Genomic DNA, 20,934 nt, shown 5'->3' with positions numbered 1-20,934 from the left:
CGAATTTGAGCCGAGAGCCTGCTAGCTGAAAAACGCAGGAGCATGACTGTTTAACCGGGACAGCACCACGCGGAAGGCTAGGTTTTTTGGTCGTTCAGTCAGATGTAGGTGATATTAGCTCCTGAAAACAAGGAGGGTTGGTAGCTGAGAACCTGTTCATTGCGCAAAAACGTTTAAGCACGAAAGTCATTTGGCATATCCTCGGCTATGGTTGGCCTGTAGTTTGACTTTTCATTTAATTACGCTGACCCTAGCTGATTTTTATGGAGTCAACTATTTTTTCCCAATAATCCCGCATAGACTCATAACTGCCCTCTGCATTTAGCTCAATAAAAATAGAAAAATTATTATGCGAAAGAGCTAAAGCCCAACTGTGATTTCCAGGATCGTTTAAATTATTAACTATCCTATGGTGAATAATTTTTTCATATCCGATCACAGGAGATGAGACCTCACCTTCGCGAATAATCGTACTTTTAAGCATTTCATTAACTCCAAAATTCTCACGAAGCATGCTTAAAGATTCAAAATAGGATTCATTGTCAAATTTGAGATCGAACACAAAAGTTACACTACCACTTTTGTTCTCAGCATAAAAATTTGGGAGCTTACTTTTTACAGACAGCCCAGGTGGCAGAATAAATTCAATTCCTCTGAAAGATATTTTTTTCATCATTTATATACCTACAGGAACAACTAAAAACGGTTGAGACTTTCCTTTCAAGCGTAAGAGATAAAATGCTCCTAAGTATCCCCCCTGCTTTCTATTATCACTAGCTTGAACCATGCGCCCTAGGGCAGGACCGAATGGTCCCCCTCGATGAGTGGAAGCAAATGGAAACTCATCTAACTGATACCCCTTAGGAGCCGCTGCTCTGAGATGTCGGTAAGTCCTCATAATCCATCTCCGATTGGACTTGGTTCTTGGGCTTCGAATCCCATTATATCTGAGAACATGCCAAGATGGATTCGTGGCTAAGGCCCCAACATTGAAGCTGTAAATTTGAGGCATAATTGATTTGATGACGAAGAACTTTGGCATTCTCAAGACCTTCTTAACCGTTTCGCCAATTTTCTTCGCTACATCTCTAATAGCCGTCCTCATTTTGTTCAAATTGCTTTTTAAAAGAGCAACGGCTTGACCACTGGCATTTAAAACTTGCAATCGAAATTGTGGACTAACAGCCCACATATATGCAAACGTTAGCGCAACAGATGCGGCTAAAACTTGCTTAACAGAAAAACCAATCATTAGCCCTGCAATTGTTTCATTGCCACTTGGATCCACAAACATCACCGGATTCGCATGCGCATAAAGATACTTATGTAGCGTCAGCGGATCAGCATTCCGCCCCTCGAACGTATCCAGTGTATGGAACCTGCCCGTCTCGGGGTTCATGTATCGCGCTCTGAGGAAATACATGCCCAGGTCGTGGTCCCACTGCTCACCAGTGAAGAGGTAGCTGTTGGGTGTCAGTCCCTGAGTATTAATCAAGTTGCCCCAGGCGTCGTAGGTGTAGGCGTCTGAGATCGAACCATTTTCGTCGGCCAGGGCGCGGACGGTGCCGAGGCCGTCATAGAGGTAGTAGCTGGTTTCCCAGCCCGTGGGGGCGTCGACCGGCATGAGCTGATGCTGGGCAATGAGGTCGAGGCCGTAAGTATAGACGCGCTCCGTGGTGAGCGTGCTGTCGAGCTCTTCCAAGACCTGCGCGTAGCCGGTGAGGTTGTTCATGTCCACTAGGTAGTGGGTGACGCCCGCCGGCGCTGACTTGGTGATGCGGTTGCCGTCCGCATCGTAGGTGATGTCAATCACCGAGCCGCCTGATGTCGTGCGGCGCACGAGGCGGTTCATGAAGTCATAGACGTCGGCGTTGCCATCTTCCAGGGTAGTGTTGCCGTTGTCGTCGTAAATGGCGCCGTCGAGCCAGTCGTTGTCGGAGTAGGTCTCATTTTGCGCAGCGATGTCGGGCAGCGTGGAAGTTTGCGTCAGGCGGTTGCCGACATCGTCATAGGTCCAAGACGACACGCCATTGACCGCGAATGGGTCGTTCGTGATCGTCTCCGAGGTGAGGCGATAGAGATTGTCGTAGGTGTAGTCGACCACGCGGCCTGAAGTTTCAGTCTGGCGGCTACGGTGACCGGAATCACGCAGCTCATAGGTGTAGCCATAGAGCGTGCCCGAGCCACTCGACTGCACCAGATTCGTCAGACGGTTGAGACTGTTATACGTCCACGTGTGGGTGACGCCGTTAGCGTAGGCCAGCGATTGGAGGTTGCCCACGTCGTCGTAACCATAGTCGTGCTCCAGCGCGGGCTGGGCGGCCCCGGCGTCGTAGACGGTTTCGAGACGGTTGAGCACATCGTAATCATACGCCAGCTCGACCCCATTGACATTGCCCGAGTCGACGCTTTTGAGGTTCCCCGAAGCGTCGTAAGTGTAGCTCAGGTCGCCACGCGGCGTCAGGTGATCGGTCAAGCGATCACGCTCGTCGTAGAGCCACTCTTGATAATCCAGCACCACGCCATCGGCATTGGTGACCGTCGCACTGCGGCGCTGCCCGGAATCCGTGTAAACGAAGTCGATGCGCGCGGCGGCATGCGGCAGCTCCAGCGATGGGTGGGTCGGGTCCGCGATGCTGGCCGTCATCCGGTTGAGCTTGTCGTATTCGTAGGTGGTCGTGTAGCCGTTGAAGTCCGTCCGGGTCTTGAGCGCACCGTCGTTGTAATACGTGTAAGTCTCGGTCTGGCCCTCGGGGAGAGTTCGCGCCACACGGCGGCCGAGCGAGTCGTATTGGTAATATGTGGTGCGGCCTTCGGCATCGGTCTGGCTAATCTGATTGCCAAGCTCATCGTAGCCGTAATGCGTTTCGATAAAGGCAGCTGCGGCATCCGGGTCCGGCTGCAGGACGGTGACCAAGCGGCCCAGGCCGTCGTAAACGTATTCTGTGCGCTTGCCTTCTTGGTCAATGGTCGCCGAACGACGTCCAAGCTCGTCGTAGACGGTTTCGGTGATGGTGTTGTCGTGGAAGATAGTCTTGGTTGGACGATTCAGGTCATCATATTCGAACTGCGTCGTGTGCAGGTTCGCGTCGGTGACGCTGAGCTGATTACCATTAAGACTGTAGGCAAAGCTTGTAGTCTGGTTGAGCGCATTGGTGACCGTGCCCCGGCGACCAGAGCAGCCGCAGTTGGGATCATACTCATACGTCGTCGGATTGCCCCGCTCGTCGAAGCTGAACGCCACCCGGCCAATCTCGTCGTAGAGCGTCTCGCTCATCGGATTGTCGGCGAGGTCGGCGTTCCCCAGTATGTCGAGCGAATCGCTCAGGTCGAGCGTTGCCGGGTCGGGCGTGGTCGCGTCCGGGAAGATTGTGGCGATCATGCGACCCAACTCGTCATAGACGAAATATGTGGTGTAGCCCCGGCGGTCGGTCATGGCCACACGCCGGTTTTCCAAGTCGTAGTAGGTACGCTCCTCGGTATTGTCCGGGTAGGCGGTGCGCGTTAGGTTGCCCCGATCATCGTAGAACATGAACGTCGTCTCGTTCTCTTGATCGGTCTGAGTCGCTACCTGCCCGAAGTCGTTATAAGTCGTGGTAGTAAACGTGCCATCGTGGAAGGTCGTGCGAATGACGCGGTCTTCACGATCATAAGCAAACTGCGTCGTCACGTTTTCCGTGCCCAGCACGTTACCCTGCTGGTCATAGAGCGTGCGGCGCTGCGACTGCGAAGTCTGGTTGCCGCGACCATCGTAGGTGAAGGTGCTGGAAGAAAGTAGCACGCCATCAGCGTCACGCACCTGCGTGAGTGTCACGTAACCGGAGCCGTTGTAGGTGTTGGTGGTGACGTTTCCGTCGGCGTCGGTCATCGTCTTGAGGTTGCCCGCGCCGTCGTAGGTGAAGCTGGTTGGGTTGTCCTCGGCGTCAGTCATCGTGAGCAGATCACCGGTGGCTGGATCGTAATCGAAATCGGTAACCTTGCCCTCGGCGTCGGTAATCGTCAGCGGGTTGCTGAAGTTGTCGTAGGTGTAGGTGGTGGTCATCGCCACCGGATTGCCGTCGCCGCCTTTGACATACTGCGTCTCGGTGAGGAGATTGTTCGTCGCCAAGTCATACGCCATCTCGGTTACATTACCCAGCGGATCGACAATGCGTGTCTCGTTGCGATTGGCGTCGTATTCGTAAGTGGTCGTCAGGCCAGGGCCATCAGGATTGTTCGGGTCAACCGTCGTCGTCGCCACTACGTTGCCTTGCAGGTCATATTCGTGAACGGTGACATTGCCCAGGCGGTCCGTGATGGTTTCCTTGCGATTGGGGATGTCGTGCACGAAGCCGATCTCGTTTCCATCGGCGTCCTTCTGCACGATGAGACGCCCGTCGCCGTCGTATTCACTCGCGATGGCTTCAATGCCGCGCGGATCGATGATCGACGTCAGGTGATTCGGGAAGTTGGCGTTTTGGTAGCGGAATTCCGTATAAAGCCCATAGAGCGGCGACTGTGTATCCGTGCCAGTCCGGTCCGTGAACCGGCTCAGGCGACCTTGCGCATCGTAAGTATAACGCAACACGCCACCATCGGGGTCGGTGATTTCGGTAATGCGTCCAGCCGCGTCGCGAGTGAAGGTGATGCTTTTGCCACTACTGTGCGTGATGCTGCTTTCGGTGATCGTCAGAATGTTTTGATTGCGATCAGTGACCTTGCGCAGACCCACGATTTCCTGAATTTCCAACTTCGTGCCATCGGGTGAAGTGTAAACATACTCATCCGGGTCATAGACGCCTTCAAAGTCGTCGAACTGGAATGTGCCGTCTCCGCTATCGATGATCGAGAAGTTGATGCCCGCCTCCTCATGACTGAGCTGGCCTACGGAACCATTAATCGGGCGGAAGCTGATTTGGGCAGCGAAGGGCCACTGACCAATAATCGCAGCATTCTCAGTCGGAGAGTAAGCCTCAAACTGCTCTACCTGATCATCACCCAGTACCACCGAAACCACGATTGGCTCGGCCGGGCTGTAGAAAAGGCGTTGCCCCAAGCCGCTACCACGTGAATCCTGCACCCAGCGAGCGCCAATCGTGCGGTTTTCATAGACCTGCACGGTGCGGATGCCCAGATCCCAGCCGAGACCAAAGTCGCCTTGCAGGGCGCCTCGGCTGTCATAGGCCCGCAAGAGCTGCACAGGAATGCCGCTGACCGGGATACTCAGGTCTTCAAAGGCCAGCGTGAAGTGACCAATCTTCATGCCAGTATCAACGACCACACTGATCGTGTCGCTGACCGATCGCCCAAGTAAATCCGTGGCCGTCAAACGAATATCATAGATACCATTGCGCAGCAGCGTTGGATCAAAGGAACCTATGGTTCCATCTTCGATTGCTTCCGTACCGGAACCAATGACCGTCCAATCGCTGGTGTTTTTAAGCCGCGTTTCCAGAACGTAGTTATCCAGGATATCGCTGGTGACCGAGCCAATGACGTCGGTAGGAGCGGTGATTTCCTGACCTTCGGTGGGAGAGGTAATCAACGCGTCCGGGTTTGGCACGTTACCATCAAGCACCGTGATGCGCAGACCGCCATCGGTGGCGCTATCACCCAGTGAGTCCGTTGACGTAACGGTGATGTCCAGCGGCGTATTCAGCGGCAGACTGGAGCCTGCCAAAGACAGACGATAGGTGTCGGAATTCGGAACCCGGTTACCGAAGCCGATGGAGTCACCGTTCGCGAAGAACTCAACTGAGCTGACACCGTCTTGGATATCGTAGGTAAAGGCGCTAAAGGGGAAGACCTGATCAGCCGCAATCACCACGCCATTATTCGTCAGATCTAGCTCCACGTAGGGAGGATCGATGACCGAAATCGTAACGGATTCTGAGCCTGTCTTAGCACCATCACTGGCGGAGAACTCAATTTGATAAATGCCACGCTGCGTAAAGCTGACATTCGTTTCCAACGCCAAGGCGTTTTCAAATACCGCGGCGCCCGGCCCACTTATCTTGCGCCATTGGTAGGTCAGGCTTCCCGATACCGGCAAGCCGTCGTCGGTAGCGGTGGCGATCAATGGCGTGGAGTTCGCCAGATGAATCGTAGCGCCCCCCGAAACGGTGATCATTGGAGGCAAATTCTCCGGTTCGATCACCGTGACGACTTGCGTGTCGCGGACCGTAAATTCGCCATCGGTGAGCTGATATGCCAAAACATAGGCCCCCGCTTCGCTGAAGCTCGCATTCGTTGAAAGCGGTTCGTTGCGAGGAGTGCCAACCAGAGTCCCAAAGTCATTGATCGGCTGGTTAAATGTAACGCTACCAGGACCTGACTGTTTAAGCCAACGACCGGTAAGTTGGGCACCTTCGTTAAAGCCATCATCAGTCACGATGCCAGCCAATGCCGCACCATCAAGTATGGATACTTCAAACGGATCGCCCAGCTCGACGGTTGGCGCTTGATTGATCGGTGGCAGCACTGAAACGATCAGCGAATCGGTCACTGAAAACTCGCCGTCAGTAACGCTGAGTTGGAGTTCATAGACGCCTTCGGCGGGGAAGTTTAGGAGTGTGTCCTTGCCACTCACATCAAAGACCGGATTCGCGTCACTAAAGCTCACACCTGCGGGACCGGACAGTTGCGCCCAAGTGCCCGATAGTGTACCAGTCGGCAAGCCGTCGTCAAAGGCGGAGGCGGTCACGGTCACTTGGGTGGTGGGACGACGCAGCGTGATATCCTGCCCCAACTGAAGCTGCGGCGCACGGTTGACCGGATCTGTCAGGCATTTACCGCTGGCACCCATGCTATAGGTGGCGGTGACTTCAGCCTGAGTCAGCGGACGGTCATAGATGCTAAATTCATCCAGATAGCCATCGAACTTGTTGCCCCAATCTGCGTAGCCACCTAGATAAAGATCATGCTGTGTCGGAATCGGAATATCTCCGACTATAAGCTCTGTATCCAACTGAGCGTTGCGGTACATCCGCAATGCGCCCGCTGCACGATCATAAACCAGGGCAATGTGGAAAAGGTCGTAGACCACCGGCAAAACGGGGCCATCAATTGAAATCAGGGAGCCATCCGGTTGCTCGATTCGCCAATGGTATTGCGTATCGTCGCCGAAATGACCCCCACGGTCTTCGTGCCAGAACCACATGCGAGGTCCGGAATTATCCGGGCCCACGAAGCCAAATACATTTTTGGAAGCGTCCGCAGCCGGTTTGACCCAGAAATCAATGGCAAAGCCATCTAACGAAGCGCCTAAATCGGTTTCAGCGCTTTGCGCGATGCGCACATAGCCCGAGCCGTCGAAGTTCATGGCGCTACCAACGTGGCCATCGGAAAAGCTCATACGCACTGGGCCACCGTCATTGCCACTTGCCACGTCTTCATAGCTGCGGTTACCGGGCCACCAGCCGACCAGCGCATCCGATGCGCCTAAACCGCAACCGGGACCAACCTGAACAACCACGACGTCACTGGACTGGGCTTGGCCATCGTGAGCGGAGAGTTCCAGTTCATAGACGCCTTCGGCGCTGAAACTGACCGATGAGGTGGGCGAGGCAGGGTCCACCAAGGTTGCCACACCGGGACCATTCAATTGAGTCCAGGCAGTGTCGAGAATCGAAGCTCCAGGAAGACCATCATCCACGACATGTCCGCCCAGCTCGACTGATTCTCCAACCGCACTGACTGCGATGTCATTGCCCGCAAAGACTACGGGCGCTTCATTGGCTCCCGGCAGGCACTTGCCCACCTCACCAGCAGCATAAAGACCGCCGACTTCTTCGGGCATGAGCGCACGGCGATAGACGCTAAATTCATCTAATTTTCCGTTGAATTTCGACCAAGTAATATAGCCGCCTAAGTAAAGCTCGCCATCGGTCGGCGCGGTGAGGTCTGCCACGATGGCCTCTGCGTAAACCTCCGCATTTAAGTAAAGGCGCAACAGGTCGGTTTCCGGATCATAGACCACGGCAAAGTGACGCCAGCCGTCATATTCATCCAGAGTAGCACCAACCAAGCTAACCCGCGAACCATTGGCTTGATCGATATTGAGCTCATACCGGGTGTCGTTGCCAAAGCTTCCATTCATGTCGCGGTGGAAGATATTGATATAACCATCCGCGCCCAACCAGCCGAAGAAGCTGGCGCTGCGGTCGGCATCAATATCGCCCCAGAATTCAATGGTAAAGCCATCGGAAGAATGGCCGACATCAAGGTCAGAGGAAGCGTCCACCCGCACATAGCCCGTGCCATCGAAGCGCATAGCGCTGGCGACATGGCCATCGGCAAAGCTCATCCGCACTGGTCCGCCATGATGACCGCCAATGACGTCATCATAATTGCGATTGCCCGGCCACCAGGCCACCAGATCGGTATCCGCGCCCAGCGTGCAGGACTGCCCTACCTGCACGACCAGCACATCAACGCTCGTCGCCAGGCCATCGCTGGCAGAAAGCTGCAACTCATAGGTTCCATCGGCGCTGAAGCTGGCCGTTGTCGCAGGATCGCTCACGTCGCCGAAGACAACGGGAGCCGGACCATTGAGTAGCGACCAGACGATACTCAACGCTCCTTCGCCGGGTAAGCCATCGTCGGTCACCGACCCTGTCAGCGTAAGCGGTCCAGCCGAGGTCAGGATGCCAATATCTTCACCCGCGTAAACTTGCGGCGCTTCGTTCTCGGTCGGTAGGCATTTGCCTGTGGTGCCCGCGGCAAAAGTCGCCGCAATTTCTTCTGGAAGTAGTGGACGATTATAGATGCTGAATTCATCCAGATAGCCATCGAACTTGTTGCCCCAATCAGCGTAGCCACCTAAATAAAGATCATGCTGTGTCGGAATCGGAATATCTCCGACTATAAGCTCTGTATCCAACTGAGCGTTGCGGTACATCCGCAATACGCCCGCTGCACGATCATAAACCAGGGCAATGTGGTAAAGGTCGTAAACCACCGGCAAAACGGGGCCATCAACTGAAATCAGGGAGCCGTCCGGTTGTTCGATTCGCCAATGGTATTGCGTATCGTCGCCAAAATTCCCTCCACGGTCTTCGTGCCAGAACCACATGCGAGGTCCGGAATTATCCGGGCCCACGAAGCCAAATACATTCTTGGAAGCGTCCGCAGCTGGCTTGACCCAGAAATCAATGGTAAAGCCATCTAACGAAGCGCCCAAATCGGTTTCAGCGCTTTGCGCGATGCGCACATAGCCCGAGCCGTCGAAGTTCATGGCGCTACCAACGTGGCCATCGGTAAAGCTCATCCGAACCGGCCGGCCATCATTATCAAAGATGATATCCTCGTAGCTACGATTGCCGGGCCACCAGCCGACCAGTGAATCCGATAAGCCCAACCCGCAACCAGGACCAACCTGGACGACCACAACATCCGTGGCAAGGTCCAGACCATCGTGAGCCGATAGCTGCAACTCATAGATGCCTTCGGAGCTGAAGTTAACAGAGCTCACCGGCGAGCTTGAATCGGCAAAAATCGCGGTCCCCGGGCCGTTAAGTTGAGTCCATGCGATCTCCAATTCGGATGTGCCGGGAAGTCCGTCATCCACCACATTGCCTTGCAAGGTCAGGTTTACGCCAATACCCGTCACGCCCGTATCTTCGCCCGCGTAGACCACCGGAGCATCGTTCGCGGTCGGCAGGCATTTGCCGACGACGCCTGCCTCATAGATCGCGCTGACCTCCTCGGGCATGAGCGCACGACGATAGACACTGAATTCATCTAGCTTGCCAATTGTTTTAGACCAAGTGATGTAGCCCCCTAAATAGAGCTCGCCGTCAGTTGGCGCGGTCAAGTCAGCTACAATGGTTTCGGCATAGATTTCAGCATTTAGATACAGTCGCAGCAGATCGGTTTCCGGGTCATAGACAATGGCCAGATGTCGCCACCCGTTAAAGTCTTCCAAGGTGGCACCCACCAGGCTAACTCGCGAGCCATCGGCCTGGTCAATATTCAGCTCATACCGGGTGTCGTCGCCAAAGCCCCCGTTCATGTCGCGGTGGAAAATGTTCATGTAGCCGTCCACACCCAGCCAACCAAAGAAGCTAGCGCTACGATCCGCATCGATATCGCTCCAGAACTCAATCGTGAAGCCATCGGACGAATGGCCCACATCCAGATCCGGCGAGGCATTCACGCGCACATAGCCGGAGCCATCGAAGTGCATCGCGCTGCCCACATGGCCGTTAGCAAAATTCATCCGCACCGGTCCGCCATGATGACCACCGATGACATCGTCATAGTTGCGGTTGCCTGGCCACCAGGCCACCAAGTCGGTATCGGCGCCCAAGGTGCAGGACTGTCCCACTTGAACGACAACCACATCGACGCTCGTCGCCAAACCATCACTGGCCGAGAGTTGTAATTCATAAGTTCCATCGGAGGTAAAACTCACCGAGGTTGTCGGGTTGAATGGATCAGCAAAGCTGACCGACGCTGGGCCATTGAGAAGGGTCCACCTGATCGTCAGTGGGCTCTCGCCCGGCTTACCATCGTCGCTGACTGCGCCTGACAAATTGAGCGAACCAGTGGATGATAGGATTCCGGTATCCTCCCCGGCGTAGACCGAGGGCGCCGCATTGTCCGTCGGCAGGCATTTGCCCGTAGACCCTGCAGCATAGGTTGAGGCAATTTGTTCAGGTTGAAGTGGCCGGTCATAGATGCTGAACTCATCCAGGTAACCGGAGAATTTGTTGCCCCGGTCCGGGTAGCCGCCTAAATACAAATCCTTTTTAGTGGGAATCGGTATATCGCCGACTATCACCTCTGCATCCAGCACGGCGTTACGATACATGCGCATCGATCCGGCCTGCCGATCATAAACCAACGCAATGTGGTAAAGATCGAAAACGACTGGCAATACCGGGCCAACTGCTTCCAAGGTTGTTCCGCCTGGCTGCTCAATAAACCAATGATTTTGCGTGTCGTCACCGAAGTTTCCTCCCCGGTCTTCATGCCAGAAGCCCATGCGCGGCCCTGAGACATCGGGATCAACAAACTCAAACACCGTGCGAGAGGCGTCCACGCCCGGCTTGACCCAGAAGTCGATCGTGAAGCCTTCCGCCGAGGCGCCGAGGTCCGTTTCGTCGCTTTGCGCAATACGCACCAGCCCCGTCCCGTCAAAACTCATGGCACTGCCCACGTGGCCATTGGTGAAGCTCATGCGCACCGGGCCACCATGATTGCCATTAATCACGTCTTCAAAGTTTCGATTGCCCGGCCACCAGCCAACCAGCGAACTCGAGGCACCCAGTCCGCAACCGGCACCCACTTGAACCACCACTACATCGCTGGAACGCTTCAGCCCATCGCTCGCCACCAATTCGAGTTCGTAGAGACCTTCCTCGGGGAAAGTCGCCGTGGTTTGTGGCTCGGACGGATCGGCAAATACCACGCCATCGGGGCCGTCAATTTGACGCCAACTGATCGAAAGGCTTTGCGACTCGGGGAGTCCGTCATCGGTAACGACCCCCTGTAGGCGCAAACGGTCAGCGGAGGTGACCAGGCCAGAATCTTGCCCGGCAGACACAACAGGAGCCTGATTGTTCGAAGGCAGGCACTTGCCCACTGTATCAGCGGCATAGATTGCGCCGATTTCTTCCGGAGCAAGTGGCTGATTGTAGATGCTAAACTCATCCAAGAGGCCATTGAATTTTGTCCAACTGGTATAACCACCGATATAGAGATCCCCTTGCGTCGGAATCTCGATATCTCCGACCGTGGTTTCGGCAACGAGTTGGGCGTCGCGGAACATGCGCAGCACGCCCAACGTCCGGTCATAGACCAAGGCGAAGTGATAGCGGTTAAAGACCACCGGCAAAATTTGGCTGTCGAATAATTCGATCCGCGTCGCGCCGCCTGGTTGTTCGATATACCACTCATATCGAGTGTCATCGCCAAAATTTCCGCCCATATCAAGGTGGCGGAACCACATGCTCAGGCCCGTATCGCCAAGTTCATTGTAGCTGAAGATATTACGGGAGGCGTCTTGACCGGGCTGAACCCAGAACTCAATGGTGAAGCCCTCAGCCGAATTGTTCAAATCAATCTCCGGCGAAGAAAACACGCGGATACTGCGTGAGCCATTAAACTGCATTGCCTGACCAACTTTTCCATCCGCGTAGGCGATGCCGTTGATCGCATAACCGTTGTTAGCACCAGTGGCGTCCTGAGTCGTGCCTTCGCCCTTGAACCAGGCGACCAAGCTGTCCGGTGCGTCAACCTCACAGGGCTGCCCGACTACGATGGTCGCAACATCCTCCAACACATATTCGCCATCGGTCGCGTAGAGGCTTAGCGAGTAATAACCCTCAGCGGTGAATTGCACCAATGGATCGAGCGAGGCCTCATCGCCCTCCAGGTAAACAATGTCACCAGGGCCGCTACTAACCTCCCAGAAATGCTCAACCGGGAACCCTGCCGGGACACCATCATCCGATACGAATCCATTCAGGCGGAGGCTTTGCGAAATATCCTGTAAGACATACAGGCCGCCGGCATCGACTTCAGGAGCCAGATTGGTATTGGGCGGGCACTTGCCAATCTCGCCAGCCGAATAAATCGCCCATACTTCATCGGGGTTGATGGCGCGATTATACATGGTGATTTCATCCATCACACCATCAAATGCATCATTGTTATCCCGATTACTGCCAAAGAACAGATCGCCCTTGGTGTTAGCGATAAAATCCGTTTCGGCAAAGCGCACGCCGGTCCGCCAAGTTCCATTGATATAAATCTCAGCCAGGCCGGTTCCACGGTTCCAAATGGCGGCAACGTGATTCCAATTGCCAATGGATAATCCGGAATCCACGGAGATGGCGTGGCTGGTTCCATCCTCGCCCACCACATCAAAAATGATGCCGTCACCACTATAGGTGCGAATGGAAACTCCGGTCGCGTCCAGCTCTGCGAACTCCAGCAGAGTGTCATCGCGAGAGCGATCCGGCTTGACCCAGAATTCAAAACTCAGCCCCCGAAGACCGCCGATGTCCAAGCTCGGCGACTCAAATACCGTGATGCGATCATCTACGCCATCAAATAGGAACCCAGCGGCGACTTCGCCATCCGCAAACGCGGGCTCAGGTTCATCATTTTCGTCGAGATAGTTTTCAGGGAAGCCGACATTACCATGAATGTGGTCGATGTGGTCACAGTTGGCCTGCCACCATGCGTAGAGGCCACCGGATATGTTCGCCTCACAGCTGGCACCAACGCGAACTTCAACGCATTTGACCGTCTCAAACTCAGAATCGTTGGCCACAAGCTCCAATAGATAGATGCCAGCCTCGGTAAAGGTAACGGTGGCCTCAGGGTCGGAGATGTCACTAAAGTTAACGGTCTCCTCACCTCCCGGACCAAAAGCTTTGCGCCAGGTAACATTGAGCGCTTCTCCTTCCGGAAGACCATCATCACGAACAACGCCTTGCAGTTGTGCAGCAACGTTCGGCCCGCGCACAAAGAAGTTATCACCACCATTGACATAAGGTGCCTTGTTGAAAGGAACCAGGTGGATATTCAAATCTTGCGAGCGCACCTCGCCTTCAAACTCGCCAGTGAAACGCACAACATAATCTCCCGGCTGCGTGACCGAAACAATCGCAGGCGCAATGCTGGAGGAATCATTAAAGGTTATAACACCCGGACCGCTGATCTGCGTCCAGCTATAGGTTGGATCGATTTCGATTTCATGGTCTGAGCGGCAAAGTGCGCCACGCAATTGAATGGTCTCCGGCCAAAGCCCATCAATGTCGTCACCCGGATCAACCGTCCAGAAGCGATCTGCCACGGGCTCATCGTAGCCAAGGGTACCGACTGTGAGGTCGTTTAAGATGGCCCGATGACCCGTGCTCGCGGAAGTAAGGGAGGCTTCAACTTGGATGTAGCGCCCCATGCCGGCAGGAATTGGCTCTTCCAATGTCAGGGTCTGCCACTCATCGAAATTAACACCATTCTCACTCAAGCGCACACGTACTTCGACGTCCGAGTCGTTGCATAGATAAGCGTTCCAAACCACGCTACCCCACTGCGCAGAAGGAATTTCACTATCATAAGTCACACGCCAACTGCCAGCGCCCGGTGTTAATTCCGTGCTACGCCCGGTAAATTTGCCATAGGTCCACAGTGGGCCCTTAAGCCAGGGCGTTTGCAAATCAACCTCGCCAACCGGCGTTACGCCATCGGCACCGATCGGTCCACCCTGGGTATTGATACGCTGCACGATACCCGGCGTGCCGCTGACCCACAGGAATCCACGACGGTCAAAGGCCAAGTCAACCGGCCCGTGGTTGGCAACCGTCACATTCCCAACCCATGTGCCATCAGGCAGCAAATGGCCCACCGATTTGGAACAGTGAGAATGCGATACCCAGACGTGGTCATTGGAATCTATAGCGATACCCATCGACCAGCGGGAGCCATGCTTATACCGACCAATAAGCTCACCGTCCTCTGAATACTTATAAATGTAATCATGCCAGTCTTTGGTTACCCACACATTGCCCTGGCTATCCCGGGCCGAAGACCAGTTGCCACCGACAACGCCATCCCAATTCGCATTGGTATTGCCGATTGGATCATTGACGTTCCAATGCAGGAACTTGCTGCCAGCGGAGAAGATCGTATCGTTGAAGATGTAGCCGCCATAACCGCCATAGCCATTGTTTGGCTCGGTTCGCAACAGTTCACCCGTTTCCCCGTCAAAATATTTCCAGCCGCTGCCTCCAGTGCCTGCTGCCCATATGTTGTTGAACTGGTCAATGGTGATGAACCGCAGTTGCGAAATACCCGTCTCAATGTGCATGACGACGAGTTCATCGGTGGCGACGTCAGCGGCGTTTTCCGGTAGCGTGCTTGCGCCCCAGAAACGCAAGTCGCCCAAGCCAGAGGAAGTATCAAGCTCGCCGTTGCCATTGCGGTCGACCCACTGCTCGCTTTCCGGAGTTACGATTTTAACGATCGAACCAGTGCGGAAATTCGCCACCCAGACGCTGCCTTGTGCATCAAGCGCCACCCGTGAAGGATATGGGTCACCAGGGTTTTCCGGAATGCTCCAGTAATCATGATTGGGCTCAGTCCAATACTCGCCAATTACTTGCCCCGTATAGATGTCAATCCGGGCAATGGTTCCCCGAGTGTAGATCGGCATCCACATGTAGTTGAAAGACTCAAGATTTTCCTGAGTCGTCAGGTAGTTCGGGTCTTCCTGCGTCGTCAGATTTTCCAGAAAACCTTCTCGAAAGTCATCTTGAACGGTATATGTCTTCGTGCGCGGTTCGGGCGTAACGCTGACCAACACCTTTGCCTCGGCAGAGTCTAAATCTCCATCGTTGGCTACAAAGTAAAAGCGATCCACCTGGAAGAAACCAGAAGGCGGTGTGTAAATTAGCGGCAAATCTGCTGCGGTAATTTCCACACTCGTAGAGGCTATTTCCTGGCCATTTGCTTTCGTGATAACCCCTTGTAGCGGAAGGCTGGAAATACGGAAAGTCAGGGGTGATCCCTCGACATCAGTACCAGCCAGAGTAATGCTTGCCGCCACGTTTTCGTCGGTCTGCACGGTCTGATCCAAAGCCACCGGAGCGTCATTAACCGGAAGCACTGCGATATTCGCCGTGGCAGTCACCTCGGTCTCGCCATCATTCACGGCGAGCGTAAAGGAATCCGTTCCAAAATAATTTTCGCTTGGGAGGTATGAGAAAGTGTTATCCGTATTTAGCGTTAAGACACCATTAGTCGGCTCCGCTTGCACGCTAACGGTCAATGCATCCCCATCCATATCATCCACGCTAAAGGAGCCTGCATAGAGCGTATCTTCATTCGTCGAGAAGTCATTAAGCACAATGCTCGGCCCATCATTGGCCGGCTGAATGAGGAAAGACTCGTTTAGCGTAACCAGACCGCCATTCCCGTCATCGATCTCAATGGCAAACGAAGCAGCGCCATAATAATCTGCATCCGGCGTAAAGAGGAAACCATCCGTCAGGTTGCCTGTAAGCACGCCATTTTCCGCACTTAGTATCGTGGCCGTCAGGACGTCTCCATCCAAGTCCGACGCCACTACAACAATCGGAGTTGGCGTGTCCTCGGTCACCGTAAACGGATCGACTGAAGCCACGGGGTCATCATTGACGCCTCGCACCTCGATGGTCACTTCTGCCGCAGGCGATGTAATGGCCCCATCTGATACCGTAAACTGAAAACTGTCCGGCCCATCATAGTTGGGCGCTGGAGTGTATTCGTAGGCACCTGCCGCGCCCAACGCCACACTGCCGTGACTCGGCTGTGTCACGATGGCATAGGTGAGCACATCTTCTTCCACATCAGTTCCGGCCAGTTGTCCCGCAAAGCTCGTGTCTTCATCCACTTCAAAGCTATCAGCCAAGGCAACTGGCGCATCATTGACCGGAGTAACTGTGATGCTGACGGCAGCAACGGCAGACGTTTCAGCGCCATCATCGACCGTAAAGGTAAAGCTGTCTTCGCCAAAGTAATTCTCAGCCGGTGTGTAGGTGAAGGAGCCGTCAGTGTTCAACACGACTAGCCCGTGTTCGGGTGAATCAACAACGGCAAACGTGAGCTCATCTCCATCATCATCGCTGCCACTGAGTGCATCGCTCAACGCCACATCCTCTGCCGTAGTGAAGGTCGCGGCAGTAGCAACGGGGGTGTCATTGACATTAATCACTGCAATGACGAAGCTTTGGGTGACCGAGTCTCCAGCAACATCCGTGGCAGTTAGGACAACATCATGATCCCCCACTTCGTCGTTGGTTGGCGTGCCACTGAGCGTCGTTCCATCGAAGGTCAACCAAGTCGGCAATACGGACGCAGTTATCGTGACCGTATCCCCCGCGTCCACATCGTCCACTGACACCAAATAACTGTATGCGGCATCTTCATTGACAGTCGTGATCGGTGACGAGCTGAAGGCGGGCGCGTCATTGACCGGCGTAACTGTGATGCTCACGGCAGCAACGCCAGACGTTTCCGCACCATCGTCTACCGTAAAGGTAAAGCTGTCTTCGCCAAAGTAATTCTCGGAAGGTGTGTAGGTGAAGGAACCGTCAGCGTTCAACACGACCAGCCCGTGTTCGGGTGAATCAACAACGGCAAATGTGAGTTCATCTCCATCATCATCGCTGCCACTGAGAGCGTCGCTCAACGCCACATCCTCTGCCGTAGTGAAGGTCGCGGCAGTAGCAACGGGGGCGTCATTGACATTAATTACTGCAATGACGAAGCTTTGGGTGACCGAGTCTCCAGCAACATCCGTGGCAGTTAGGACAACATCATGATCCCCCACTTCGTCGTTGGTTGGCGTGCCGCTGAGCGTCGTTCCATCGAAGGTCAACCAAGTCGGTAACACGGACGCAGTTATCGTGACCGTATCCCCCGCATCCACATCATCCACTGACACCAAGTAGCTATAAGCAGCATCTTCATCCACAACCGTGATCGGTGCCGAGCTGAAGGCGGGCGCGTCATTGACCGGCGTAACTGTGATGCTCACGGCAGCAACGGCAGACGTTTCTGCACCATCATCGACAGTAAAAGTGAAGCTATCTTCGCCAAAGTAATTCTCGGAAGGTGTGTAGGTCAGGTTTGGCGCAGTGCCGCTGAGGCTTCCGTTGGCCGGAGCTGTGACGATGGCGTAAATCAAGGAATCGCCGTCAATGTCCGAACCAGTGAGCGTGATGGCAATCGGCGAATCTTCGTCGGTTTCTACAGAGAGCGCGTCCGCTACCGGCGCATCATTGATGGCGTTGATGGTGAAATCTTCTGTCAGCGTAACCACTCCGCCGTTGCCGTCGCTGATCTCGATCTCAAACGAGGCAGCACCAAAGTAATTCTCATCGGGCGTGAAAACATACCCCGACAGTAGGTCACCAGTCAGCGTGCCACCGCTGACCGAACTAATGGCCGCGGCAAGCGTATCGCCATCCACATCACTGGCGTTCACCGTGACTGGCGTAGGCGTATCTTCATCGACGGTAAACGGTTCAACGGCAGCGGTTGGCAAGTCATTGATCGGATGGATGGTCAAAGAGACCAGTGCTGGATCAGAAGTTTCCGAAGCATCTGAGACCTTGAAAGTAAAAGAGTCCGGCCCATTATAATCGGCAACCGGCGTGTAAGTGAACGAACCATCCGGGTTGATCAAGAGAGCGCCGTGAACAGGTTGTGTCGCCGCAGCAAAAGCCAACGCATCACCGTCATCATCGCTTCCGCTCAGGGTTCCGTTCAGGGCAGTATCTTCATCCGTTGCCAAGCTTGCCGCGAGGGCCACTGGCGCATCATTGACATTGTTGACTACCAACGTGAAGACTTGGGCATCCATGGCACCATCGGCATCGGTTGCCGCTACGTTAATGCTATAATCCCCGACATCAGTGTTTTCAGGCGTGCCGCTTAAAGTATCCCCGTCAAAACTTAACCAAGCAGGCAAGCTACCAGTAGTAATGGTAACCACATCGCCAGCATCGATATCTTCTGCGGTAATCGTGTAACTATAAGGGGTGCCTTCATCGACGCTGGTGACCGGGCTGCTCGTAATGACCGGCGCATCGTTCACATCACTGACCGTAACCGCGAACGCTACGTCCACGTAATCCCCGGCTGGGTCTGTTCCACGGATAACAATGCTTGATAATCCCTCGGCGTCAGCAGCATAAAGTAGCGACAGCGAAGAACTGCTGATCGAAGGCGTCACCAAGCCGGGATTGGAGTTTGACTGAACCGAAAAAGTTAGCGCACCAACTCCATCATCCACATCGGAGAATGCCGTCAGCAAATCAATGATTGTGGGATCGCTGTCTTCAGCGACCGTAACCGGCGGCAATGAACCAGTTGGCGCATCGTTGACCGCTTGCACATCCACGATCACGGTTCCGATGTTTGAGCTCAGTTGCCCATCACTGGCTTCGTAAGTAAACGTAACTTCGCCAAAGGCATTCGCGGGTGGCACATACTGACCAGTGAGGACATTCTCGCCGGGCTCCTGATTAATGGCCAGGAGCTCGCCGCTGGCAGGTGCATCAACAATTGCTAGCGTCAGCGCATCCCCGTTAGCATCCTGTCCGGTCAGGCTCCAGCTTAGGATGCCATCTTCAAGCATCGTAAAGGTGACATTTTCGACTGTCGGTGCCGCATTGGCGGACTCCACCCGGAAACCAACATCCTGACTCAAACCCGTTGCACCATCATCATCGGTCGCCATAGCGGCAACGAGGTAAACGTCTTCCTGAGCGCTCAATGGGGAAGCCAGGCTTAGTTCGTAGTAGCCTGTCGTAGCGTTGAGTATTCCGGCACCAATAGAAGCGCCATCAATGAAAAACTCCACCGAGACCACAGAGCCATCACTATCGCTGGCCAAGGCGGCAAAGGTCGGTATCTCAGCGTCGGTGTAGGTCTGGCCGCTTACGGGTGATTGAATCGCGATAGCGGGCGGCAGATTGGGCACAGCCACATCGATAAGCACCGTCGAGCTGGCAATAGCACCGTCACCGGCAGTCACTGTCAGAACGGCCTCAAATAGCCCACCCTCCAAATAATCATGGGAAACGCTTAAACCAGAGCCAGTCGCGCCGTCGCCAAAGTCCCAAGCATAATCGACGATAGCACCATGGCAGCTCGAAGAATCTTCGGCACTGAAGTTCACCGTGAGTGGCGCATCGCCAGAAACTGGATCCGCGGTGATAACTGCCTGGACGCTGTTGTCGCTCGGCAGGCCCGCGAGATAGTTTTGCATGACCTCATCTTCGGACAGTGCCCGCCCATAAACGGCGCTCAAGAAGTAATCACCAAGCCAAGGCCAAGCGCCATTATCCAAATCTGCCCCCAAACCGACGGCATAAGGTTCATTACGGCTGAAAATCGTGCCGGTCATCTTCGCCGTGGCAACCCTTTCACCGTTGATATAGAGACGCCCCTTATGGTGACGGTGTTCGCGAGTGAAAACAATATGCGTCAGCCCGGAGCCCGCGCATCCCACTGAGCTGTAAATCTTATTTTCTTTGCCATGCTCTTTTGAGCGATAGCGCACGCGGTACAAGTTATTCCAGCGGACCACATCCAGCTTGGCATTATTCGGGCCAACGGTTGCGATCTGGAAGAGCATGCCACCGTCACCCGGTTGCGTTTCAGCTGGGTCGACCCAGAGCTCAACAGTGATTTCATGGGAATGCTTAACCGAATTGATTATCTTATCTGCTGAGCCATAGCTCTGGACCATCGTCGGCTCCTCCAGCGCCAATCCGCCACACTCCAGCCAAGCTGTTTTTCTCGGATCATCCATTAGCAGATTGATGGATTCGCCAGTCTGCGAACGGTCAAAAACGGTGTCACCCGCACCAGAGGAGAAATCGTAGTAAGCCAAGATACCTTCGACCACACGCTGTGCTGGCAAAGGCAGCACCGTCACCGTGAGCGTTTCGGTATCCGACTGTCCTGCCCAATCCCAAACGGTCAGCGTCACGGTATAATCACCGGGCTGGGTATATTCATACCAAAGGGCATCTTCTGTGGAATATGAGCCATCACCAAAGTCCCAAGACACACTAGTGACGCCATAATCATCTTCGGATAATTTTGCGGAGAACCAGACCTTCAGCGGCTGATACCCCTCTAAAGGATCGGCATAAAGGACAGCCTCGGGTGCTTCATCAACAGGCTCATCGTCGTCGTCACACCACCAGTTCCAACAGGAATGCCTCTTCTTCTTTCCGTAATAACCCCATGAGTAATACTCCACGCAATTATCCGGGCCATTGCCCTTACTGAACGCATTGTTCCAGAACCAGAAGTCGCCTCCGCCATCACGAGATTGATGTTTACTCTTCGCCAAGACAGGTGAAGACAGTGCAAATAAGGACACGAATAATGTGATAAAAAAGCGCATAGAGCAGTACAGATGGTCGTAGTTAGTGAGCACACACA

Annotated in this window: 2 protein-coding genes; both read right to left on the bottom strand. The window is 54.4% G+C overall.

What is annotated here, in order from left to right:
• Nucleotides 1-250 precede the first annotated feature (250 nt).
• A complete protein-coding gene (locus tag O3S85_RS09520) occupies nucleotides 251-676 on the bottom strand; it encodes a hypothetical protein (RefSeq protein ID WP_269540005.1) in 426 nt (141 codons plus the stop codon).
• Nucleotides 677-20,872 (bottom strand): tandem-95 repeat protein, encoded by a 20,196-nt coding sequence (locus O3S85_RS09515; RefSeq protein WP_269540004.1) that lies wholly within the window; start codon nucleotides 20,870-20,872, stop codon nucleotides 677-679.
• Nucleotides 20,873-20,934: the final 62 nt, after the last annotated feature.

The sequence above is a fragment of the Cerasicoccus sp. TK19100 genome (assembly GCF_027257155.1).
Lineage (GTDB): Bacteria > Verrucomicrobiota > Verrucomicrobiia > Opitutales > Cerasicoccaceae > Cerasicoccus > Cerasicoccus fimbriatus.
This window is presented reverse-complemented; position numbering and strand designations above follow the sequence as displayed.